Genomic DNA, 22,101 nt, shown 5'->3' on the forward strand with positions numbered 1-22,101 from the left:
ATCGATAGGAAGGTAAAATGTGACGACGGATACCCGTGAAACGATCATGGCGGCTGCCCGAAAAATGGTGCAGACCCGCGGCTACAACGGCTTGAGCTTTCGTGAGCTGGCAAAAGAGGTCGGCATCAAGAGCGCGAGCATTCACTACCATTTCCCCACCAAGGGCGATCTGGGGCAGGCCCTCGCCAAGCGATACACCGAAGACGGTCTGGCGTACCTGACGGGATTGCGCGCGGATTCTGATGACCTGAATCTGTGGATGAAGGGCTACACCGAGATTTTTCGTATGGCCTTGGTCAATGACAACCGAATGTGCCTCTGCGGAATCATGGCCGCCGAGTACGACGACTTGCCTCTAGAAGTTCGAGCAGAAGTGGACGCCTTCACCGACGTCAACGTGCGCTGGCTGAGTGACGTCTTGTCCATTTGCCGCCCTCAACTTTCGGATGATGAAAAACAGCAGCAGGCGTTGGCGATCTATGCCGCTGTGGAAGGCGCGCAACTCGTTGCACGAGGACGGGATGACATCGGAGTCTTTGATGCCACCGTCCAGGCATACCGGACGGCAGGCCTGTTGCCTTGAGGACGACGGGCATGCTGGGGGGCTTGAATGCAGAGCATTGAGAGAGACGTCGGTGGTGATGTGGCTTTTGCGAAAAACGAGGCTAATCTGCAGTCTGTTTTGAGCGGAGGACAACAGTGAAAGCCAGATCCGATGAGTTACAGGTGTTCGTGTCGGTCATTGAAAGCGGGTCGATTTCGGCCGCTGCCGAGCAGATTGGCCAGACGCCGTCGGCCATCAGTCGCACCTTGTCGCGACTGGAAGCCAAGCTCGACACCACGCTGATCAACCGCACGACACGCCGTATGGACCTGACCGAAGAGGGCAAGTTTTTCCTGGAGCGGGCCAAGCAGATTCTGGGGCAGATGGAAGAGCTGGAAGAACGCATGTCGCATCGGCAGCAGACGCCCTCCGGGCGTTTGCGGATCAACGCCGCGTCGCCGTTCATGCTGCATTCCATCGTCCCGTACGTGGCTGAGTTCCGGTCGTTGTACCCGGACATTCAGCTGGAGCTGAACAGCAACGACCTGATCATCGACCTGCTTGAACAAAGCACGGACGTGGCGATTCGCATCGGTGCGTTGGCGGACTCGACCCTGCACGCGCGCTCGCTGGGTACCAGCCCGTTGAACATCCTCGCCAGCCCCGATTACCTGAAAGAACACGGGACGCCCAAGACCGTTGAGGCGTTGAGCGGGCATTCCTTGTTGGGGTTCACGCAGACGGAAACACTCAACCACTGGCCGTTGCGCCATGCGGATGGTGATCGCCTGTTCATTCATCCGACCGTGTCCGCGTCCAGCGGCGAAACCTTGCGTCAGCTGGCGTTGGCAGGCGAGGGCATCGTCTGCCTGTCGCACTTCATGACCCACGAGGACATCCGCTCGGGACGTCTGAAGGTCATCCTGCCGCAGGCCAACAGCGGCTATCGCCAGCCGATTCACGCGGTGTACTACCGCAACTCGCAACTGGCGCTGAGGATCCAGTGTTTTCTGGATTTCATTCAGCAGAAGCTGGCGAATTATGCGGCGTGAGGTTCCGTCGAGCAGGGGCGGGGCAAACGCGATCCTGTGGGAGCGAATTCATTCGCGATTGGTCGGTATAGTCGACACGTCTCTGTCGACTTCATGCCCATCTCGCGAATGAATTCGCTCCCACAGGTCTGCATCAGAGCGACTTGAACCGGCAGTCATGCGCTTCGACTTCCACTGAACTCCGCCTTCAACATCTCCACGAACGCCTCCCGCGCCGGGTGATGCTCGGCGTTTTCGTGCCAGTAGAACAGGTTGTCGATGGAGGTCAGTTCGGGAAATTCGTAACCGACCCAGCCCGAGCCTTTGTGGTACTGCTCGAACACGCCCTTGGGCACCAGCGCGACGCCTGCGCCGGCACTGACGCAACCGACGATGGTGCCGTAGCTGGCGATGCTGATGATCGGCTGGGTCTGCCCGTTGTTCAGCAACCAGCGCTCGAGCGCCGCGCGGTAAGGGCAACCTTCCGGCCACATGAAAATCGACTTGCCCTCCAAGTCCGCCGCGCTGCGAATCGGGCCGAGTGATTCGGCGGCAATCAACACCAGGTCCTCCCGGTACATCGACGTTCGCTTCAACCGTGGCCGTTTGACGTCGATGGCGACAATCGCGCCGTCGAGCTTGTGGTTCAACGTCGCCTCCAGCAATTGCGGGCCTGTGCCGGTGGTCAACTCGAGGGACACGTCCGGGTAACGCGCGTGAAAGCGTGCAAGCAATCGGGGCAAGCGTGACGTGGCGGAGGATTCGATAGCGCCGATGCGCAGAGGTCCCGACGGCGTGGCGTCCGGGTGTACGGCACGCTTGGCTTCTTCGGCGAGGCTGAGCATGCGGCCCGCATAGGTCAGGAAGATCTCTCCCGCCGGGCTGATGCGCAGCCCTCGACCATGGCGAAAAAACAACTCGGTCCCCAACTCGCTTTCCAGCGCCTTGATGCGCGCGGTGATGTTCGACGGCACGCAATGCAACACCTCGGCGGCACGCGCGATGCTGCCGGTGTCGGCGACGGTCTTGAACATACGAATCTGGGCCAGTTCCATGCATCACCTAAAGTGAACGGTTGAGTCATTATTGTTCGGTTGTGGTGAGCATAGGTTGTTTCGATACTCGCAGCCAAGCGCGGGCAAACGGCTCGCGGACGGGAGCATCGACATGAGCGTGGTGAGTGAGCCGGTTGCAGGCGTAAGCGGTTCTGAAGGGTCGGCTGTGCGCTGGCAGGGGCTCAAAGTGGCCCTGGCGACGTTTTTCGTGGTGGCATGCTGGGGTTTTTCGCCGACCGGGATTCGCATCGGCTTGCAAGGGTATGACCCCGGCCATCTGGCGCTGCTGCGCTTTATCATTGCTTCGGTCTTCATGGCGATCATCGCCTCTTCACTGCGCATCTCTCTGCCGCGTCTTAGAGACCTTCCGCTGCTGGCTGTGCTCGGTTTCTTCGCGGTCAGCCTGCACCACATTGCGCTGAACTTCGGCCAGGCCGGCGTCACGGCGGGCGCGTCCAGCGTGTTGATTCAATCAATGCCGCTGTTCACTGCACTGCTTGCACACTTTGTATTCAAGGAACGCGTCAGCGCCTGGCGCTGGACATGCGTGGCGTGGGGGCTGGTGGGCGTCGCGATTGTCATCACCGGTGATCGTGGGTTTGGGCACATTGATGTGCGGGGGTTGCTGGTCTTGCTCGCGGCGTTTTCGTGGAGCGTGTACTTCTCGTTGCAGAAGCGCTACAGCCACCGTTATGACGGACTGACCATGGTTTGTTATACGGTCTGGGCGGGGACGTTTTTTCTACTGGTGTACCTGCCTGGGCTGGTGGGCGAAATCGTGAATGCCCCACTGCGGGTGAACATTGCCGTGGGCGTTTTGGGATTTTTCCCCAGTGCGCTGGCGTACCTGGCGTGGGCGTATGTGCTGAAACACATGGAGGTCAGCCGAGCCTCCATGAGCCTGTACCTGACCCCGCCGATGGCGATCGCCATCGCCTCGGTGCTGCTGGGCGAAATGCCGTCAGCGATGGTGATCGTGGGGTCGTTGGTGGTGTTGAGCAGCGTGCTGGCGCTGAATCTGCGGCGGGAGCGAGTGATACCTGCCTCTGTTGTTCAGGCGGCTCGATGAGCACTGTGAGCAGTGTCGGAGGTGGCGACGGTGGCGGATGCGATGTGTCAGAAAGGCCGTTTTCGCCACCGTCGTAACCTCCGGCAGCTCCCACAGGATTAGCGGTGCTCAGAGATCTGAGTGTGATTCGTGATCTGCAGGCAATAGTCATTTGGCCTGACCTGTCTTTTTCGCAACGAATGACGCGCCGATACTAAGTCCATCACTTACTCAGCAGGAGTCAGCTCATGAACATCTTCATCACCGGCGCCGCAGGTTTTATCGGTGGCTCCATTGCAACCGGCCTGGTCAAGAAAGGTCATCACGTCACGGGGCTGGTGCGCAGCGCCGAGCAGGCGGAAGAACTCAAAGCCCTCGGCATCGTCCCTGTGATCGGCACGCTGGACGACACCACGCTGCTGATCGAGCAAGCCCGTAAAGCCGATGTCGTGATCAACGCGGCGAGCAGCGATCACCGGGGTGCGGTCGAGGCGCTGATCGAAGGATTGAAGGGCTCGAACAAGCCATTTCTGCACACCAGCGGGTCGAGCATTGTCGGCGATGCGTCCGGCGGCAAAGGTACCGACAAGATCTACTACGAAGGTCAGTTGCCCGCTGCAACGCCGGACAAGGCCGCCCGCGTGGCCATTGACGATCTGGTGATTGCCGCAGCGAAAGACGGCGTGCGTTCGGCGGTGCTCTGCAACACTCTGATCTACGGCCACAGCCTGGGCGTTAACCGTGACAGCGTGCAGTTGCCGCGTCTGGTCAAGCAGGCACGCAAAAGTGGCGTGGTTCGCCACGTCGGCACCGGCGGCAACATCTGGTCCAACGTGCACATCAATGACGTGGTCGAGCTGTATGCGCTGGCGCTGGAAAAGAGTCCGGCGGGCACCTTCTACTTCGTCGAAAGCGGCGAAGCCTCGTTCCTCGACATGAGCAACGCCATCGCAGAGGCGATGCATCTGGGCAAGGCGCAAGACTGGCCGCTGAAGGATGCCGAAGCGGAGTGGGGCTACGAAATGGCCAACTACGGCCTGGGCTCCAACAGCCGGGTGCGCGGCAAGAACGCTCGTGAGTTGCTGGGCTGGGCGCCAAAGACCACCTCGGTGCTCGACTGGATCAAGCACGACATGCTCAAAGCCTGAGTCGCAGACCTGTAGGAGCGCGCTTGCCCGCGATCTGACGCGCAGCGGCAGTAAAACCGGATAACGCGATGTTTCAGAGGCAACCGGGCCAGAAAGATTGGCGACTGCTGCGCAGCCGATCGCGGGCAAGCGCTCTCCTGCATTGACGTGTGGAAATCGGCTACCTCAGGGTGGCCGTTTGCGTTTACGGGAAGTTTCATCATTAATGAGTGACTGGACCTTTAGTCTCGTCAGCGTTCAGACAGCTTCCATACAGCACGCGCGTACGAAGCTGTCGCCTCCGCTCATTAAGGAAGCCCTATGCGAGTCGTGACACTCAAGACCCTCGCCTTGTCGGTCATCTTTGCCGTCAGTTCGCCTGTGTACGCCGTCGTGCTGGAAGGTGGGGCCGTTGCAGCACCTGACCAGTACGGCGCCGACGTCGCCGCGCAAATCCTGAAAAAAGGCGGCAACGCCGTCGATGCCGCAGTGGCGACGGCGTTCACACTGGCCGTGACCTACCCCGAAGCAGGCAACATCGGCGGGGGCGGGTTCATGACCCTGTTTATGAAGGGCAAGCCTTACTTCCTTGACTACCGCGAAACCGCGCCCAAAGCCGCCAGCCGCAATATGTACCTGGATGAGAAAGGCGACGTGATCCCCGGCATGAGCCTGGTGGGGGCGCGCGCATCCGGCGTGCCCGGTACGGTGATGGGGCTGTGGGAAGCGCATCAGAAGTTCGGCAAGCTGCCGTGGGCCGAGCTGCTGACACCCGCCATCGGCTACGCGAAAAACGGTTTCACAGTGGCCGACAAGCAATACCTGTACGGCGAAGCAGCGATCAAGCAGCTCGAGGGCAAGACCAACTTTGGCGACTACTTCGGCGGCATGAAGGCGGGGGACACATTTCGTCAGCCGGAGCTGGCCAAGACGCTTGAGCGGATCGCGGACAAAGGCGCGAACGAGTTCTACCAGGGTGAGACAGCCGACCTGCTGGTCGCGCAGATGCAGCGCGACAACGGGCTGATCACCAAGCAGGACCTGGCCGATTACAAGGCCGTATGGCGCAAGCCGTTGCGGGTGAACTTCGACGGAAACACACTCTATACCGCGCCGCTTCCCAGTTCGGGCGGTGTGGCATTGGCGCAGCTTATCGGCATCAAGCAGCAATTGAGTGACGACTTCAAGGGCGTGCCGCTCAACTCTGCGCGTTACATTCACCTGTTGGCGGAAATCGAAAAGCGGGTGTTCGCCGACCGCGCCAATTACCTCGGCGACCCTGACTATTCTCAGGCGCCGGTGAGCCAGCTGACCGACCATGTGTATCTGGTTCAACGCGCCCATGAGGTTAACCCGAACGCCATTTCTCCCACCGAGCACATCAAGGCCGGTCTTGAATCGCACCAGACCACGCACTTCTCCATCGTCGACGCCAAGGGCAACGCGGTCAGCAACACTTACACCCTGAACTGGGATTACGGCAGCGGTGTGGTGGTCAAGGGCGCGGGCTTCTTGATGAACGACGAGATGGACGATTTCAGCGCCAAACCGGGTGTGGCCAATGCCTTCGGCGTGGTGGGCGGCGATGCCAACGCCATCGAGCCCGGCAAGTGCATGTTGTCGTCGATGAGCCCAAGCCTGGTGACACGCGACGGTGCCGTAACGCTGGTGCTGGGCACGCCGGGCGGGTCGCGGATCTTCACCACGGTCTTTCAGGTGCTGAACAACCTCTACGATTTCCACATGCCGTTGAAAGACGCGGTGGCGGCGCCACGCGTGCATCATCAGTTGCTGCCGAAGGACACAATCTTCACCGAGAAATTCGCGCCGCTGCCCACGCCGGTGGTCGAAGAGCTGCAGACCATGGGCTATACGCTCAAGGACCAAGGCTGGTCGATGGGCAATGTGCAGGCGATCAAAATCGACGGCACGAAAGTCGAAACCGCCTCCGACCCGCGAGGCAGGGGCGTGGGGAGGGTGGTGAAGTAAACGCGTCGGGATGATCGTCCGGCCTCCGATCAGATAACGCCGCATTGATCGTTCCCACGCTCTGCGTGGGAATGCATCCCTGGACGCTCCGCGTCCGTGTTGGGGTGACGCGGAGCGTCACGGTTTGCATGCCCACGCGGAGCGTGGGAACGATCAAGACAGGATTTGGGTTTGGCCACGGATCAGGCAGCGGCAAATAACCTTGTAGGAGCGCGCTTGCCCGCGAATGGCCGGTACATCCGACGCACCTTTGTCGCCTGTGCTCAAGTTTCGCGGGCAAGCGCGCTCCTACAGGATTTGTGTCTGACGCTGAACAATTGAGCGCCACAAACCACTGTGGGAGTGAGCTTGCTCAGGAAGAGGCCGGTACATCCGCAAAATATTCTGCGGCTGAAATTCAGCATTCGTGAGCAAGCTCACTCCCACAGGTTTCTGATCGTCCCCACGCTCTGCGTGGGAATGCATCCCTGGACGCTCCGCGTCCGCAGCAGGGTGACGCGGAGCGTCACGGTTTGCATGCCCACGCGGAGCGTGGGAACGATCAAGACAGGATTTGGGTTTGGCTATAGATCAGGCAACACCGCATTACGTTGTAGGAGCGCGCTTGCCCGCGAATGGCCGGTACATCCGACGCAGATCTGTCGTCTGTGCTCAAGCTTCGCCGGCAAGCGCGCTCCTACAGGGTTTGTGTCTGACGCTGAACAATTGAGCGCCACAAACCACTGTGGGAGTGAGCTCGCTCACGAATAGGCCGGTACATCCGCAAAATATTCTGCGGCTGAAACTCAGCATTCGTGAGCAAGCTCACTCCCACAGGTTTTATGTTCGCCGCGATCTGCGGCGAACCCTTATGACGCCTTAGTGATGCTCACGCGTCGCACGGAAGTTGATGTCTGGCCAGCGCTCTTCCATCAAGGCCAGGTTGACCCGAGTGGGCGCCAGGTAGGTCAGGTGACCGCCGCCGTCCAGTGCCAGGTTTTCCACGGCCTTGTTCTCGAATTCCTCGAGTTTCTTCTTGTCGCTGCTGTCGATCCAGCGGGCTGACCACACGGTGATCGGCTCGTAGGCGCATTCGACCTTGTACTCCTCCTTCAAGCGACTGGCGACCACATCGAACTGCAGCACACCGACGGCGCCGAGGATGATGTCGTTGCTGCGGGTCGGGAAGAACACCTGCGTGGCGCCCTCTTCGGCCAGCTGTTGCAGGCCCTGACGCAATTGCTTGGATTTCAGCGGGTCCTTCAGGCGGACGCGACGGAACAGTTCCGGCGCGAAGTGCGGAATACCGGTGAAGCCCAGCGCTTCGCCTTCGGTGAAGGTGTCGCCGATCTGGATCGTGCCGTGGTTGTGCAGACCGATGATGTCGCCGGCGTAGGCTTCTTCCAGCTGTTCACGCTCGCTGGAGAAGAACGTCAGCGCGTCACCGATGCGGACGTCCTTGCCGGTGCGGACGTGGCGCATTTTCATGCCCTTGTCGTACTTGCCCGAGCAGATGCGCATGAACGCGATACGGTCGCGGTGTTTGGGGTCCATGTTCGCCTGGATCTTGAACACGAAGCCCGAGAATTTCTCTTCGACCGGCTCGACGGTGCGCTCGTTGGCGACCCGTGGCAGCGGTAGCGGCGCCCAGTCGACGACCGCGTCCAGCACGTGATCGACGCCGAAGTTGCCGAGTGCAGTACCGAAGAACACCGGGGTCAGCTGACCGTCGAGGAACTCCTGCTGATCGAAGGTGTGGCAGGCGCCCTGCACCAGCTCAAGCTGCTCGACGAAACGGTCGTACTCGTCACCCAGATGGGCGCGGGCTTCGTCGGAGTCCAGCTTCTGGATGATCTTGGTTTCGGTGCGCTCATGACCGTGACCGGCGGTGTAGACGATGATGTAGTCATCGGCCAGGTGATACACGCCCTTGAAGTCGCGGTAGCAACCGATTGGCCAGGTGATCGGTGCGGCTTTGATCTTCAGGACTGCTTCGATTTCGTCGAGCAATTCGATCGGGTCACGAATGTCGCGGTCCAGCTTGTTGATGAAGCTGACGATCGGCGTGTCACGCAGACGGCAGACGTCCATCAGCGCAATGGTCCGCGGCTCTACGCCCTTACCGCCGTCGAGCACCATCAGTGCCGAGTCCACCGCAGTCAGGGTGCGATAGGTGTCTTCGGAGAAGTCTTCGTGGCCCGGGGTGTCGAGCAGGTTGATCATGTGTTCACGATACGGGAACTGCATGACCGACGTGGTGATGGAAATACCACGCTGCTTTTCCATCTCCATCCAGTCGGAGGTGGCATGGCGGTCGGATTTGCGCGACTTCACCGTACCGGCGACGGCAATGGCCTTGCCCATCAGCAACAGCTTTTCGGTGATGGTCGTCTTACCCGCATCCGGGTGGGAAATGATGGCGAAAGTGCGGCGTTTCGCGACTTCGGCGGCCTGTCTGGTCATGGGAAATCGCCCGAGAGGTGATTCAAAAAAGGGCCGGGATTATAGCCTAAACAACGGCAATAACCGAACCGTTCAGTCGATAAAGGGTGGCTAAATAGTGTCCACCGTGGGAACCTTTCAGACCACGGAGACGTCCATTCCCCCGTAACGACACGTTGCAGGGGCTGCAAAATCAGCAAGTTAGCTTGACGAAGCTGCGCTCATGGCTTGTGTTTTCGCCGAGGTTCAACCCTTTCCGGCGACCCCACCCGCTGCTCTTCGCGAACGCTCGCACGCTGCCTGAAAAGGCCAGTTACGCGCGATGCGTTCGCCGACTGAAATAAGGAGTCCGCCCGTGGCTAATCGCTATGGCAAGGGGCTATTGGGAGGTGTGATTGTCATTGCACTCCTGGCCCTGCTGGTCCAATGGATCGGCATCAGTACCATCAGGCAGTATCAGGACGATCTGCTTTTTTATCTGCAAGCTCACGTGATGCTCGTGCTGGCATCGATGCTGGCGGCACTGGTGGTCGGAATCCCGACCGGCATTGTTCTGAGCCGACCGAACATGGTTGGCCGCGCCGAACGCTTCATGCAGATCTTCAACATCGGTAACACCGTTCCTCCTCTTGCGGTTCTGGCCATTGCTCTGGGTGTCCTGGGTATTGGCAGCGGACCTGCCATCTTCGCTTTGTTCCTCGCCTCGCTGTTGCCCATCGTGCGCAACACGTACGAAGGCCTGAAAAACGTTCAGGGTTCCCTTAAAGAAGCCGCCACCGGCATTGGCATGACACCGCGTCAGGTGCTGTGGCGCGTCGAGCTGCCCAATGCCGTGCCGATCATCATCGGCGGCGTGCGGGTCGCGCTGGCGATCAACGTCGGCACCGCGCCGCTCGCCTTCCTGATCGGCGCCAATAGCCTTGGCAGCCTGATCTTCCCCGGTATCGCCCTGAACAATCAGCCGCAACTCGTCCTGGGCGCCGCGTGTACCGCGTTGCTCGCCCTGTTGCTCGACGGCGCCGTGACATTGGCGAGTCGTCTCTGGCTTGAACGTGGCCTGGCTCGTTAAGCAGCCCGCTCAGTGAAAGGAATTTGAATGAAGAAGTTATGCACATTAATAGTGGGCGCTGGCCTGCTGTTGGCAGGATTCGTCCAAGCGGCCGAAATGCCTGTCTTGCGCATTGGCGCGCGGGTCTTCACCGAGCAGACCATCCTCGCCGAGCTGACTGCGCAATACCTGCGGGACAAGGGGTATCAGGTCCAGATCACCGGCGGCCTGGGCAGTAACCTGGCGCGCAGTGCGCAGGAAGGCGGCCAGCTCGACATGCTCTGGGAATACACCGGGGTTTCGCTCGTGGCTTACAACCACGTCGACGAAAAACTCGACAGCGAACAGACCTATCAAAGGGTGAAAGAGCTCGACGCGAAGAAAGGCCTGGTCTGGCTCTCGCCCTCGAAGTTCAACAACACCTACGCGCTGGCGCTGCCCGACAAAATCGCTCGACAGTACCCGCAGATCAACAATGTCTCCGAACTGACGACGGTGCTCAAGGATGAGGCCAAGAAGGGGCACATCGTTGCCCTCGACACCGAGTTCGCCAACCGCTCCGACGGGCTGGTGGGCATGGTCAAGCACTACGATATGAACCTGAGCCGTGAAAACACGCGTCAGATGGACGCCGGTCTCGTGTACACCGCGCTGCGCAACGGTCAGGTGTTCGCCGGGCTCGTCTACACCACCGACGGTCGCCTGAACGCCTTCAAACTCAAGGTGCTGGACGACGACAAACACTACTTCCCGGACTACACCGCAGCGCCGGTGATCCGCAAGGAATACCTGGACAAGCACCCGCAACTGGCCGAGCAACTCAAGCCGCTGGCGGCCTTGCTGGATAACCAGACGATGATCGATCTGAACGCGCGCGTGGACGTTGATCACGAAAGTCCTACTGTCGTGGCGGCTGACTTCCTGCGCACGCACCCGATCAACCCGTCCGCCGAGAGCGTGCCGATCAAACAGACGCCCGTAGAGCAGCAGGAGAAGAAACTATGAGCTTCCTGAGCGCTTTCTCTCATCTGGACTGGAATCAGGTCTTTCATCTGACCGTGCAACACATCACCCTCGTCGGCATCGCAGTCACCCTGGCCATTGTGGTCGGCGTGCCGCTGGGCGTGCTGATGACCCGCTTCCCGACCCTCGCCGGCCCGTTGCAGGCCAGCGCCACGGTGCTGCTGACCATCCCGTCGATTGCCTTGTTTGGCCTGCTGCTGCCGTTCTACTCCAAGTTCGGTCAGGGCCTGGGGCCGATGCCGGCGATCACGGCGGTGTTCCTTTATTCACTGCTGCCGATCATGCGCAACACCTACCTGGCGCTGACCGGCGTCGAGCCGGGCATTCGCGAAGCCGCGAAGGGCATCGGCATGACCTTCGGCCAGCGCCTGCGCATGGTCGAACTGCCGATTGCCGTGCCCGTGATTCTCGCCGGTGTCCGCACCGCCGTGGTCATGAACATCGGCGTCATGACCATCGCCGCCACCATCGGTGCCGGTGGCCTTGGCGTACTCATCCTCGCTTCCATCAGCCGCAGCGACATGTCGATGCTCATTGTCGGCGCCGTGCTGGTCAGTGTTCTGGCCATCTTCGCTGACCTGCTTCTGCAATGGCTGCAACGCTCGCTGACTCCAAAAGGATTGCTCAAATGACTGTCAAAACCATGATCGAACTTCAAAACCTCTCCAAAACCTTCCAGAGCAACGGCAAGGAAGTGAAGGCTGTCGATTCCGTGAGCCTGACCGTCAACGAAGGCGAGATCTGCGTGTTCCTCGGCCCGTCGGGCTGCGGCAAGAGTACGACGCTGAAAATGATCAACCGCCTCATCATGCCAACCTCCGGCAAGGTGCTGATCAACGGCGAAGACACCACTCAGCTCGATGAAGTGACGTTGCGCCGCAACATCGGTTACGTGATCCAGCAGATCGGTCTGTTCCCCAACATGACCATCGAAGAAAACATCGTGGTCGTGCCCAAGCTGCTGGGCTGGGACAAGCAGAAGTGCCACGACCGCGCCCGTGAATTGATGAGCATGATCAAGCTCGAACCCAAGCAGTACCTGCATCGCTATCCGCGTGAACTGTCGGGTGGTCAGCAACAGCGGATCGGCGTGATCCGTGCGCTGGCGGCCGACGCGCCGTTGCTGCTGATGGACGAGCCGTTCGGTGCCGTCGACCCGATCAACCGCGAGATGATCCAGAACGAGTTTTTCGAGATGCAGCGCGCGCTGAACAAGACCGTGATCATGGTCAGCCACGACATCGACGAGGCGATCAAGCTGGGCGACAAGATCGCGATCTTCCGCGCGGGCAAACTGCTGCAGATCGATCACCCGGACACCTTGCTGGCGCATCCTGCGGACGACTTCGTCAGCAGCTTCGTCGGTCAGGACAGTACCCTCAAGCGCCTGCTGCTGGTCAAGGCCGAAGATGCGGCGGACAACGCACCGTCCGTCAGCCCGGAAACCCCGGTCGCCGATGCGCTGGAGATCATGGACGAACAGGACCGCCGCTACGTGGTGGTCACCGACGGCAATAACAAGGCCATGGGTTATGTACGCCGCCGCGACCTGCACCGCCAGAGCGGTACGTGCGAACAATACCTGCGCCCGTTCAACGCCACCGCCGCCTACGACGAACACCTGCGCATCCTGCTGTCGCGCATGTACGAGTTCAACCGTTCATGGCTGCCGGTGCTGGACGCCGAGAACGTGTTCCTGGGTGAAGTGACGCAAGAGTCGATTGCGGCCTACCTGAGTTCGGGGCAGTCACGGGGCAAGAAGACCAGCATCGTTTCGCCGGCAGAAGTGGCGGAGCAGGTGGCATCGGTTTGAACTGACGGAAGAAAGCGGGCCCTGTGGGAGTGAGCTTGCTCACGAAGGCTGGTTGTCAGACCTATACATCTGATTCGGATGTACTGGCCTCTTCGTGAGCAAGCTCACTCCCACAGAAATGTGCGTCTCTGATAGAACGCCTATCCTGATCCACGGGAACATCGTCCTGTCACATCGGTCGGTTAATACAGGGTGATGAAACAGACGCGAATGCCCGTCTGGCAAAAACGGGCAGAAAAGCGACATTTTTTGTTGATCTTGAACCCCTCAGGTCCTAAAGTTCGCGCCGAACGTCCATGCTGGAAACGATCCATCCGGCTCAAGTACTGACGACGAGACAGCAAGGCCAAGGGAACCCGCGTCCCATGGCCTTTTTGCTTTCGGCGACATGCCTTGGGAAGTAGGCGAACCAAAGTGGGGATACGGAGGACGTTCAAGAGGGCAAGGCCCTCACACCCATTGTTTTTTACCGTTTGCCAACAGGAGTCCCCCGCATGTCGATTCAGGTCGAAGACTATTTCGAGAAAAGCACCTTCGAAAAAATGAAGGCGTTTGCCGACAAGCAAGAAACCCCGTTCGTGCTCATCGACACCGCAATGATCAGCCAGGCCTATGACGACCTGCGCGCCGGTTTCGAATTCGCCAAGGTTTACTACGCGGTCAAGGCCAACCCGGCCGTCGAAATCATCGACCTTCTGAAAGAGAAAGGTTCGAGCTTCGACATCGCCTCGATCTACGAGCTGGACAAGGTGATGGGCCGTGGCGTTGGCCCGGATCGCATCAGCTACGGCAACACCATCAAGAAGTCCAAGGACATTCGCTACTTCTACGAGAAGGGCGTTCGCCTGTACGCGACCGACTCCGAAGCCGACCTGCGTAACATCGCCAAGGCCGCCCCGGGCTCGAAAGTCTACGTGCGTATCCTCACCGAAGGCTCGACGACGGCTGACTGGCCTTTGTCGCGCAAATTCGGTTGCCAGACCGACATGGCCATGGACCTGCTGATCCTGGCCCGTGACCTGGGTCTGGTGCCTTACGGCATCTCGTTCCACGTCGGTTCGCAACAGCGCGATATCAGCGTGTGGGACGCCGCGATTGCCAAAGTGAAGGTGATCTTTGAGCGTCTGAAAGAAGAAGACGGCATCGAACTCAAGCTGATCAACATGGGTGGCGGCTTCCCGGCCAACTACATCACCCGTACCAACAGCCTGGAAACCTACGCTGAAGAAATCATCCGCTTCCTGAAAGAAGACTTCGGTGATGACCTGCCGGAAATCATTCTGGAGCCGGGCCGTTCGTTGATCGCCAACGCCGGTATTCTGGTCAGCGAAGTGGTGCTGGTTGCGCGCAAATCGCGTACTGCGGTCGAGCGTTGGGTGTACACCGACGTGGGCAAGTTCTCCGGCCTGATCGAAACCATGGACGAAGCCATCAAGTTCCCGATCTGGACCGAGAAGAAAGGCGAAGTTGAAGAGGTCGTGATCGCCGGTCCAACCTGCGACAGCGCCGACATCATGTACGAGAACTACAAGTACGGCCTGCCGCTGAACCTGGCCATCGGCGACCGCCTGTACTGGCTGTCCACCGGTGCGTACACCACCAGCTACAGCGCCGTAGAGTTCAACGGCTTTCCGCCGCTGAAGTCCTTCTACATCTAAGCGTGATGCCGTGACGCAAAGAGCCCGCGAGTGATCGCGGGCTTTTTTGTGTCTGGAATATCACTGCCTCGCCGTTTGTTCAGCCTCGTTCAGAGACGGAATGGCAAGTTCAACCATCAGCTGGAAATCGGCACTGGAGACGGTGGACTGAAGCGTCCTGAACTCAGTCAAGGCAACGCTCTGCGCGTTTACCAAACGATTGAAACCCTCGCTCAGTTGCTCGGTGGTTTGAATCAGCGTCTGCTGCTGTTGGCCCATCTGGTTGATCTCTTCGTTGACGGCAGCGGTATTCGCATCGCCTTCGTTTTGGCCAGGCTTGTTGTGGCGGACATACGTTTCAAGCGCGCCGCGCATGAAATCCATGAAACGCGGCAGGATTTCCCGATTGTTCTGGTGCAGCTGATTGACGATTCCTGCGCCTGTGTGAAACGCCATGAGGGTCTGCGACACCATGGCTTTCATCTGCTGCGCGAATGGCCAGGCGGGACCAGCCCTGAGCACCAGCAGCTTGCCCTCCAGCAGAAACGGTAACTGACGTAAATCCAGCTTTGAAAGATAGTCACGACGTTGTGCGGCAGGCATGGACGCGAGCGTGGCTTCAAAGATTGCACTGAATTGCCGGATATCCGCATTCACCCGTTGCTGTTCATGGAAAGCGCGAGGGTAGATCACAGAGAGGTCCGGCCACTGTGCCAGACGGTTACTCGCGAGCCAAAGCGTCTGGTTGAGTGCAGGTTGATAAACCGTCAAAAAACGCGGGTCAGCACCGATACCCAGCCGTTTTTTTATCCGATCCGCTTGTTGCGGCAATTGAACCAGCGTTGCGTGATAGTGGTTGAGGGTGTCGAAGTGACGGGAAGAAATGAGTGCGTCTTGCATGGTGGGGTCTTCCATGTACACCGACAACAATGACGGCTCTTGAGCCGCCATTGTCCGGAGCATGAGCGGGCGTTAACGCACCGTCTCTAAGTAGCTGATCAGCGACTGCGCCGCGTTAACGAAACGGGTTTCCTTGTCGTCATGTTCTGCATTTTCGTTCGAGACCAACCGATCGAATTGCTCGACGGAGTGCTCAACTTTTACCAGTTCCTGGGTGACTGAGGTGTACTCGGCATACAGGTTGAGAACCGAGTCGACCAGCACGATTTTGTGCCCGGCTTCCGTTTGCTTTGCTTCTACGCGACCACGTGCCTCTGCCTCGACTTTAATCCTGGCAATGACGCGTTCCCGCTCCTTGTACATTTCGAGGTAGTTGAGGTTTCGGCCAATGCCTTCCAGCACCTTTTGCATGTGCGCAATGGCGAGTTTCACCAGCTCTGCTTCTGGCGGACTCACACCCAGGTTGTTCACGCTTTCCGCCGACAGCAATGCGTCTTTGGCGATATCGGTAAACCCGGTTTTTTCCAGCGGCAGCATGCCGTCGGTCAACGTCTTACGGTCGATTTCGAGGGTGGCCATGCGGGTGTCGATCGCCGTGATTTCGTCATCGAAGCCCTGAGCTTCCGCTTTCAGGTCCGGTGTATAGGCGATGAGCTGTTCGGTGTTCAGCGTGAGTCCCCGTAGCTCGGACATCTGTTTTTGCAGTTGGGCCAGGTAGTCTTTGTATTTTTTCACGACCGTACTTAATTCAAGCTCTCGGATGTGCAGGTTATCGTCTTGATCCTCGCCATCCGTCAACTTCGGGTATTCACCGCGCAGTTTATTAAGCTGCTTCAGCGACTTGGTCAGGTGGATGATCACGGTCTCCGTCTGGCTCCGGATATTTGCGCGGCCCAGGGAAGCCGTCTTGTGCAGTTTTTCCCACTTGGTCTGAACGCCTGGAAGAAAAGAGGTAACACCGAAGGCATACCGCGCAGTCGCGTCCAGTTTGATCATCTGCGCCAAGCTGTTGTCCAGAATCGAGGCGTCGGGATGAGAGAATTCTATTTCACTGTGGATGTTATAAATAGTCATGATTGAATCACTGATTAATTAATAAGATTTTTTTAAGTCTTTGCCCATTTCTGCGTCCGCCTCGGCGAAGACGCTCAACAGTTGATCGGCTTCTTCCGCGATCAACTTCCAAGGAGCGACAACTTGCTCGAAGTGGTACACAAATAGAGTGGCGCGCATGGCATCATCGATGCGTTCCGACTCTTCTCTGGATTGCAGGGCGTAGGTATGAAGCTTGTTCCAGAGTGTGATCAGGTTTTTGGTGGCACAATCTGCTTCGATGGTCAGCATTTCCAGATCTTGCAAATCGGCTTTGATATAGCCCAAACGACCGAGAATAATGTCCATCTCGTACATTTCATTGATCTTCTGGTCGCGCTTTACTTTGAGCTCGTTCCGCTCTTTGCGGATTTTTTCCGCCTCGACGCCGAAATAGATCGCCATGCCCAGGCCTACGACGTTCAGACCGGCCGCAGATTCCAGCGACGACATGACGGTTTTCTTGTACGCGGCACTCTTTTCGTCGATTTCCTTATTCAGGTCATCGATTTCTTTCTGAAGTCTTACGATGTTTGCCTTGAGTGGCGAGTTTTCGATGGCCACCAATTGAAGCGCAATCGCAGGACGAACCTCATTCGACAAGTCGTCGCCGTAGCTCGCCAAATCGTCCTTCAACTGGTTGGTGCGGGCTTCGTGATCGGCAACCTTGGTAATGATCCTGTCCAGAAGGTGCCCGAAATCGATCGCTGCGTCGGCGTCGTCTGCATCGAACTCAATGCCCGGAAACGCGTCGCCCATCTCGATCTGAACACGCTTTAAATCTTCCAGCGTCTTGATGCCCAGCTGCCGCAATGTCTGTGCGCTTTTAATGTCGGAAATAACGCTTTGTATAGAATCGCCGTACGTCAGCATTTGCGCGGCAAAGACTTTGAGTTCACCGCTCACGTTTTTTACGCGTTGTTGCAGCGGGTTCCAGCGCAGTGCGTGATTGCGAACCACAGTAAAGCAGCGAGCGAAATCGGCAGGCGCCAATCCCGGGCCTGCGATGGTCTCGCTGCTATAACCCAGGTAAGCAATAACCTTGCTGATCTCGGTGGGCAGGTTGAGGGCTTTCTTTTCATAACGATGGAGATCAATGATCTGATCTTTTGTGAGAATCAAACCTTTGGGGCGGACACTGTTTTCCAACGTTCCCAAAGAAGCGTGCATCAGCGTCTCTGACGCCGTGATGGTCTCTTCTATGACGTCGGGTTGGGTGGAGGTGTTCATCTTCAGCTATCCTGTCTGAGTAATTAACAAGCCTTCCTGGCTTGATATAAAACATGCGATATAACAACTGTTTAGTTGTTATTAAGAAGAGTAGGGCGGGGGTGGAAATGTGTCAAACGTAGAGTCTGGTCTGGATATTTCACTGTTTTACTGTGCCAGTACTTTTCCCCGCGAGTGGGCTGGCCTGCGGAAAAGTAACAGCCCGTGTATCGGTCATGTTCTGTTCTTCAAGACTTCTTTCAGGGCCTTCTGATCCTGCTTGTCACCCAGCATCGACGCCCGTTGGTAATAATCGATGGCCAGCGCACGGATTTCCGGTTGAACGGCCGACATCAGCGTCTCACGGCTCACCCGCAGAAAATTGAGGTTGCCGATGCGTAACGCGTTCCGAAACCAGGTGATGGCCTCTTCAATATGTCCTTGCTCGGCCAGAACGGACGCGTGGCTGAACTGGCCGCGGAAATCGCCACCTTCTGCGGAGCGTCGGTACCAGTCCTGCGCCGCGGGCACATTCTGCTCACAGTGCAGGCCTTCCTCCAGGTAACGCCCCAGAAGATTCATCGATTTCGCATGACCCATCTGTGCGGCCTTGCGATAACAGGCGAGCGCCCGCGCTTGATCCTTGTTCACGCCGCGACCGGTCGCCAGCAAGTTCCCGTAGTTGTAAAAGCCCCAATCGAGTTCTGCTTCGGCCGCCTGCCGATAGTACTCGGCCGCCTTGGCGGCGTCGGGTTCACAACCCCAGCCGTGCTCATGGCAACGTCCTGCCATGTTGATCGCCATGGCGTGGCCGCTGCGGGCAGCGATCTGGAACCAGGTCAGAGCCAGCGCGGCGTCCTGCTCAATGCCGGTGCCATCGAGCAGGATCTGCCCGAGCAAGGCTTGCGCGTCGGGCATGTTCTCCTGAGCAGCGATGAGGATCGCACGCGCCGCGCTTGCAGGATTGTCCTGCAGCATCGCGCGCAGCTGTTCGCCATTGAGGACTTCCTGACGTCGCAGATTCCAGCTCATCAATCAGACCTCGACCCACTGGCGCAGCAGGTTGTGATAGGTGCCGGTGAGTTGAATAAGCGACGGATGATCGGGCACGTCGCGGCTCAGTTGCTGAATCGCGGTATCCATCTCGAACAACAGCGTGCGATGGCCGTCGTCGCGCACCAGGCTTTGAGTCCAGAAAAACGAGGCGTAGCGTGCGCCGCGCGTCACGGCATTGACCTTGTGCAGGCTGGTGGCGGGGTAGAGGAGCAGGTCACCCGCAGGCAGCTTGACCTGTCGGGTGCCGAAAGTGTCCTGAATCACCAGCTCGCCGCCATCGTATTCGTCCGGGTCGCTGAAGAACAACGTCGAGGACAGGTCAGTCCGGACGCGCTCGACACCGCCCTTGGCCTGACGCACCGCGTTGTCGATGTGAAAGTCGAAACTGCCGCCGCCGGTGTAACAGTTCACCAAGGGTGGAAACACTTTGTGTGGCAGCGCGGCCGACATGAACAACGGGTTGTGCCACAGCCGCTCAAGCATCGCCGTGCCAATCTCTTTGGCCAGAGGATGACCTTCGGGCAGTTGCAGGTTGTGTTTGGCTTTCGCCGACTGATGACCGGCGGTGATCTTGCCGTCCGCCCACTCGGTCTGCTCCAGGGCCTCGCGGATGCGCTGCACTTCCTCACGGGTAAACAGGCCTGGGATGTGTAGGAGCATGGCGTCGCCACTCAGAATCGAAAAGGTAGCGAATGGTAGTGATTCTTATTGGCTGTGTAAAACCCTGCGGGCGCGCGTAGACGGACGAGTGTGAAAAAGACGTAAAGGGAAAATGTAAAGAATGTAAGTTTTATGCGAATACAAATGATTCCCAACTATATTCCGCGGCCTCAGTATTCCTTGGGGAAGGAAAATGTCGCGCCAATCACAACCAACATCCGTATCGTCTCAGCGCTCGATCGCAGGCGCAGTGGGCGTCGCCATTGCAGCAATGTCTGCCGCCCATATGGCTCAAGCCGCCGAGACCACGCAGGACAAAGCGCTGAACCTCGGGGCCACTACCATCGATGGTGAGCAGGACACCGGTTACAAGACTGAAGAGTCCGCTTCGAAGAAGTACACCGCTCCGCTGCGTGAGACGCCAAAAAGCGTCACGGTGATTCCACAACAAGTGATTCGCGATACAGCGGCTACCAGTCTCGCCGATGCATTGCGCACGACCCCCGGCATCACATTCGGCGCAGGCGAGGGTGGCAATCCGAACGCAGACCGCCCGATTATTCGAGGCTTCAACGCCGAAAGCGACGTGTTCATCGATGGCATGCGTGATGTGGCTGCTCAAAGCCGCGAGATTTTCAACGTTGAGTCCGTTGAGGTGAGCAAGGGCCCGGGCTCCGCGTTCACGGGCGCCGGTTCTACCGGTGGCAGCCTGAACCTGGTCACCAAGGGCGCTCATCTGGGTGATTCCTACAATGGCGGTTACACCTTCGGTTCTGACCAGACCCAGCGCTACACGCTGGACGTCAACCAGCAAATGACCGATACCTCCGCGGTACGCCTCAACCTGATGAAGCACGATGCCAATGTGGCGGGGCGTAACGACGTTGATGTGAGCCGTTGGGGCTTCGCGCCGTCCTTCGCCTTCGGTCTGGGCACCGATACCCGCGTGAAAGTGGATTACTACCATCTGACCACCGATGACATGCCTGACTACGGCATTCCGCTGACCAACACCACCGGTCGCAGCAAATACGTCGTCGACAAACCGGCTCACGTCAATGAGAACAACTTTTACGGCCTGACCGACCGCGACTATCGCAAGAGCGTGAACGACAGCGGCACGTTCCGGGTCGAGCATGATCTGAACGACAGCTTGACGCTTTCCAACAGCTTCCGCATGTCGCGTTCGACGCTGGACTACATCGTTACCAACCCGGATGACAGCCGTGGCAACGTTGCCAATGGGCTGGTGTCGCGTTCGGCCAAAAGCCGTAACTCCACCTCCAGCGGCTTCGTCAACCAGACCGACCTTCAGGCGAAATTCAACACCGGTTTTGTCGAGCACAGCCTGGTCACCGGGATCGAGTTCTCGTATCAGGACACGCACAACCGTGGCTACAACGTGCTGAGCGCCACGGGCGGCACCATTGGTTCAACCTGTAACGCGGCCTTGTTGAGGTCCGGTGACTGCACGAGTCTCTACGACCCGACGCCAAAAGACGCCTGGAACGGCACCATCACCGACAGCCTGGCGTACACGGATACCGACACCAAGACCAGCGCGGCGTACGTGTTCGATACCTTGAAATTCAATGATCAGTGGTCGTTGAACCTGGGCTTGCGCTATGACGATTACGACGTGACGTCGAGCGGGTACAGTACTGGTGGACGTGGGTCGGTGGCCGGAACGTTCAAACGTGAGAACACCAGCCAGCTCTGGAACTATCAGGTCGGCCTGACCTACAAGCCTTTGCCTAACGGCAGCATCTATGCGGCCTGGTCGACATCTAGCAACCCATCGGGTGAAACCAGTGGTAACGGTGGTCTGGAACTGGCTGCGAACAACACCGATCTTGACCCAGAAAAGAACCGCAACTATGAGATCGGCACCAAGTGGGACTTCTTCGACGACAACTTGTCGCTGACCGCAGCCCTATTCCGTACCGAAAAGACCAATGCCCGAATCACCGATCCTGACAACGCGACCTTCCAGGTGCTTGATGGTGAGCAGCGCGTCGACGGTCTTGAGTTGACCTACAGCGGCAACATCACCAGCAAGTGGAAGGTGTACGGTGGTTACACATACATGGAGAGCGAAATCGTCAAGGCCAGTAGTGCCGCCGATGAAGGCAACCACATGCCGAGCACTCCGCGTAACAACTTCAACTTCTGGTCCACCTACGAGCTGATGCCCAAGCTGACAGTCGGCGGCGGTGCAACCTTTGTCGATTCGCGCTTTGGCAACGAGGCCAATTCGGTAGAAGTACCGTCTTACTGGCGTTACGACGCTATGGCGACCTATGCATTGACCAAGAATGTCGACCTGCAACTTAACGTGCAGAACCTGACCGACAAGCGTTACTACGATCAGGTGTTCACTACTCACTATGCGCACATGGCCGCTGGCCGTACTGCGCTTATGAGCGCCAGCTTCCACTTCTAACCGCA

At 58.4% G+C, this 22,101-nt stretch carries 18 protein-coding genes; 11 read left to right on the top strand and 7 right to left on the bottom strand.

The features are described from left to right. Positions 1-19 precede the first annotated feature (19 nt). Both ABDX87_RS18485 and ABDX87_RS18490 read left to right on the top strand, forming a co-directional pair. Positions 20-583: a TetR/AcrR family transcriptional regulator gene (locus ABDX87_RS18485; protein WP_346829181.1), complete on the top strand. Its 564-nt coding sequence runs from the start codon at positions 20-22 to the stop codon at positions 581-583. A 116-nt stretch (positions 584-699) separates the two neighbouring features. Then, the gene (locus ABDX87_RS18490; protein ID WP_346829182.1) at positions 700-1,596 is read left to right on the top strand and encodes a LysR family transcriptional regulator; all 897 of its coding nucleotides are present in this window, start codon (positions 700-702) and stop codon (positions 1,594-1,596) included. A 155-nt stretch (positions 1,597-1,751) separates the two neighbouring features. Here the strand turns inward: ABDX87_RS18490 and ABDX87_RS18495 are convergent, their stop codons facing one another. After that, positions 1,752-2,630 (bottom strand): LysR family transcriptional regulator, encoded by an 879-nt coding sequence (locus ABDX87_RS18495; RefSeq protein ID WP_346829183.1) that lies wholly within the window; start codon positions 2,628-2,630, stop codon positions 1,752-1,754. A gap of 112 nt (positions 2,631-2,742) precedes the next feature. Between ABDX87_RS18495 and ABDX87_RS18500 the strand changes: the two genes are divergently transcribed. The 3 genes from ABDX87_RS18500 to ggt all read left to right on the top strand — a co-directional run bounded on the left by ABDX87_RS18500 (position 2,743) and on the right by ggt (position 6,794). Further along, positions 2,743-3,699, top strand: coding sequence for a DMT family transporter (locus tag ABDX87_RS18500; RefSeq protein ID WP_346829184.1), 957 nt, complete (start codon positions 2,743-2,745; stop codon positions 3,697-3,699). A 227-nt stretch (positions 3,700-3,926) separates the two neighbouring features. Continuing rightward, on the top strand, positions 3,927-4,826 hold the full coding sequence (locus tag ABDX87_RS18505; protein ID WP_346829185.1) for an NAD-dependent epimerase/dehydratase family protein: 900 nt from the start codon (positions 3,927-3,929) through the stop codon (positions 4,824-4,826). 300 nt (positions 4,827-5,126) lie between these two features. Next, a complete protein-coding gene (gene ggt, locus ABDX87_RS18510; RefSeq protein ID WP_346829186.1) occupies positions 5,127-6,794 on the top strand; it encodes a gamma-glutamyltransferase in 1,668 nt (555 codons plus the stop codon). Positions 6,795-7,652: 858 nt separating this feature from the next. On the opposite strand, the gene ABDX87_RS18515 is transcribed toward ggt, so the two are convergent. Continuing rightward, positions 7,653-9,236, bottom strand: coding sequence for a peptide chain release factor 3 (locus ABDX87_RS18515; protein WP_346829187.1), 1,584 nt, complete (start codon positions 9,234-9,236; stop codon positions 7,653-7,655). A 334-nt stretch (positions 9,237-9,570) separates the two neighbouring features. Here ABDX87_RS18515 and ABDX87_RS18520 point away from each other — a divergent pair, with 334 nt between their 5' ends. The 5 genes from ABDX87_RS18520 (at position 9,571) to ABDX87_RS18540 (ending at position 14,757) form a co-directional block, all read left to right on the top strand. After that, a complete protein-coding gene (locus tag ABDX87_RS18520; protein WP_346829188.1) occupies positions 9,571-10,284 on the top strand; it encodes an ABC transporter permease in 714 nt (237 codons plus the stop codon). Between the two features lie 27 nt (positions 10,285-10,311). Continuing rightward, positions 10,312-11,268 (top strand): glycine betaine ABC transporter substrate-binding protein, encoded by a 957-nt coding sequence (locus tag ABDX87_RS18525; protein WP_346829189.1) that lies wholly within the window; start codon positions 10,312-10,314, stop codon positions 11,266-11,268. Then, positions 11,265-11,918 (top strand): ABC transporter permease, encoded by a 654-nt coding sequence (locus ABDX87_RS18530; protein WP_346829190.1) that lies wholly within the window; start codon positions 11,265-11,267, stop codon positions 11,916-11,918. The genes ABDX87_RS18525 and ABDX87_RS18530 overlap by 4 nt, the downstream gene beginning before the upstream one ends. A gap of 11 nt (positions 11,919-11,929) precedes the next feature. Then, positions 11,930-13,099 (top strand): osmoprotectant ABC transporter ATP-binding protein OsmV, encoded by a 1,170-nt coding sequence (locus ABDX87_RS18535; RefSeq protein ID WP_346833558.1) that lies wholly within the window; start codon positions 11,930-11,932, stop codon positions 13,097-13,099. Positions 13,100-13,593: 494 nt separating this feature from the next. Continuing rightward, entirely contained in the window at positions 13,594-14,757 is a 1,164-nt protein-coding gene (locus ABDX87_RS18540; RefSeq protein ID WP_346829191.1) for a type III PLP-dependent enzyme, read from the top strand. 60 nt (positions 14,758-14,817) lie between these two features. On the opposite strand, the gene ABDX87_RS18545 is transcribed toward ABDX87_RS18540, so the two are convergent. From ABDX87_RS18545 to ABDX87_RS18565, 5 genes are all read right to left on the bottom strand, one after another. Next, positions 14,818-15,567, bottom strand: a complete 750-nt coding sequence (locus ABDX87_RS18545; RefSeq protein ID WP_346829192.1) for a hypothetical protein — start codon at positions 15,565-15,567, stop codon at positions 14,818-14,820. A 141-nt stretch (positions 15,568-15,708) separates the two neighbouring features. Beyond that, a complete protein-coding gene (locus ABDX87_RS18550; protein ID WP_346829193.1) occupies positions 15,709-16,710 on the bottom strand; it encodes an alpha-xenorhabdolysin family binary toxin subunit B in 1,002 nt (333 codons plus the stop codon). 18 nt (positions 16,711-16,728) lie between these two features. Next, positions 16,729-17,958: an alpha-xenorhabdolysin family binary toxin subunit A gene (locus tag ABDX87_RS18555; RefSeq protein WP_346829194.1), complete on the bottom strand. Its 1,230-nt coding sequence runs from the start codon at positions 17,956-17,958 to the stop codon at positions 16,729-16,731. A gap of 213 nt (positions 17,959-18,171) precedes the next feature. After that, positions 18,172-18,969 carry a tetratricopeptide repeat protein gene (locus ABDX87_RS18560; RefSeq protein ID WP_346829195.1) on the bottom strand — a complete coding sequence of 266 codons (798 nt, stop codon included), beginning with the start codon at positions 18,967-18,969 and terminating at the stop codon, positions 18,172-18,174. Between the two features lie 3 nt (positions 18,970-18,972). Next, positions 18,973-19,653 carry a Fe2+-dependent dioxygenase gene (locus tag ABDX87_RS18565; protein WP_346829196.1) on the bottom strand — a complete coding sequence of 227 codons (681 nt, stop codon included), beginning with the start codon at positions 19,651-19,653 and terminating at the stop codon, positions 18,973-18,975. A 193-nt stretch (positions 19,654-19,846) separates the two neighbouring features. On the opposite strand from ABDX87_RS18565, the gene ABDX87_RS18570 reads away from it, so the two are divergent. Then, a complete protein-coding gene (locus tag ABDX87_RS18570; protein WP_346829197.1) occupies positions 19,847-22,096 on the top strand; it encodes a TonB-dependent receptor in 2,250 nt (749 codons plus the stop codon). The last annotated feature ends 5 nt before the right edge of the window (positions 22,097-22,101 follow it).

It is taken from the genome of Pseudomonas abietaniphila (genome assembly GCF_039697315.1).
GTDB lineage: Bacteria > Pseudomonadota > Gammaproteobacteria > Pseudomonadales > Pseudomonadaceae > Aquipseudomonas > Aquipseudomonas abietaniphila_B.

Excerpts from the sequence above, each read along its gene's own strand:
- ABDX87_RS18555 (WP_346829194.1), bottom strand. The coding sequence starts at position 17,958 with ATGAACACCTCCACCCAACCCGACGTCATAGAAGAGACCATCACGGCG.
- ABDX87_RS18565 (WP_346829196.1), bottom strand. The coding sequence starts at position 19,653 with ATGCTCCTACACATCCCAGGCCTGTTTACCCGTGAGGAAGTGCAGCGC.
- ABDX87_RS18525 (WP_346829189.1), top strand. The coding sequence starts at position 10,312 with ATGAAGAAGTTATGCACATTAATAGTGGGCGCTGGCCTGCTGTTGGCA.
- ABDX87_RS18530 (WP_346829190.1), top strand. The coding sequence starts at position 11,265 with ATGAGCTTCCTGAGCGCTTTCTCTCATCTGGACTGGAATCAGGTCTTT.
- ABDX87_RS18505 (WP_346829185.1), top strand. The coding sequence starts at position 3,927 with ATGAACATCTTCATCACCGGCGCCGCAGGTTTTATCGGTGGCTCCATT.
- ABDX87_RS18535 (WP_346833558.1), top strand. The coding sequence starts at position 11,930 with ATGATCGAACTTCAAAACCTCTCCAAAACCTTCCAGAGCAACGGCAAG.
- ABDX87_RS18550 (WP_346829193.1), bottom strand. The coding sequence starts at position 16,710 with ATGACTATTTATAACATCCACAGTGAAATAGAATTCTCTCATCCCGAC.
- ABDX87_RS18540 (WP_346829191.1), top strand. The coding sequence starts at position 13,594 with ATGTCGATTCAGGTCGAAGACTATTTCGAGAAAAGCACCTTCGAAAAA.
- ABDX87_RS18515 (WP_346829187.1), bottom strand. The coding sequence starts at position 9,236 with ATGACCAGACAGGCCGCCGAAGTCGCGAAACGCCGCACTTTCGCCATC.
- ABDX87_RS18570 (WP_346829197.1), top strand. The coding sequence starts at position 19,847 with ATGTCGCGCCAATCACAACCAACATCCGTATCGTCTCAGCGCTCGATC.
- ABDX87_RS18500 (WP_346829184.1), top strand. The coding sequence starts at position 2,743 with ATGAGCGTGGTGAGTGAGCCGGTTGCAGGCGTAAGCGGTTCTGAAGGG.
- ggt (WP_346829186.1), top strand. The coding sequence starts at position 5,127 with ATGCGAGTCGTGACACTCAAGACCCTCGCCTTGTCGGTCATCTTTGCC.
- ABDX87_RS18495 (WP_346829183.1), bottom strand. The coding sequence starts at position 2,630 with ATGGAACTGGCCCAGATTCGTATGTTCAAGACCGTCGCCGACACCGGC.
- ABDX87_RS18560 (WP_346829195.1), bottom strand. The coding sequence starts at position 18,969 with ATGAGCTGGAATCTGCGACGTCAGGAAGTCCTCAATGGCGAACAGCTG.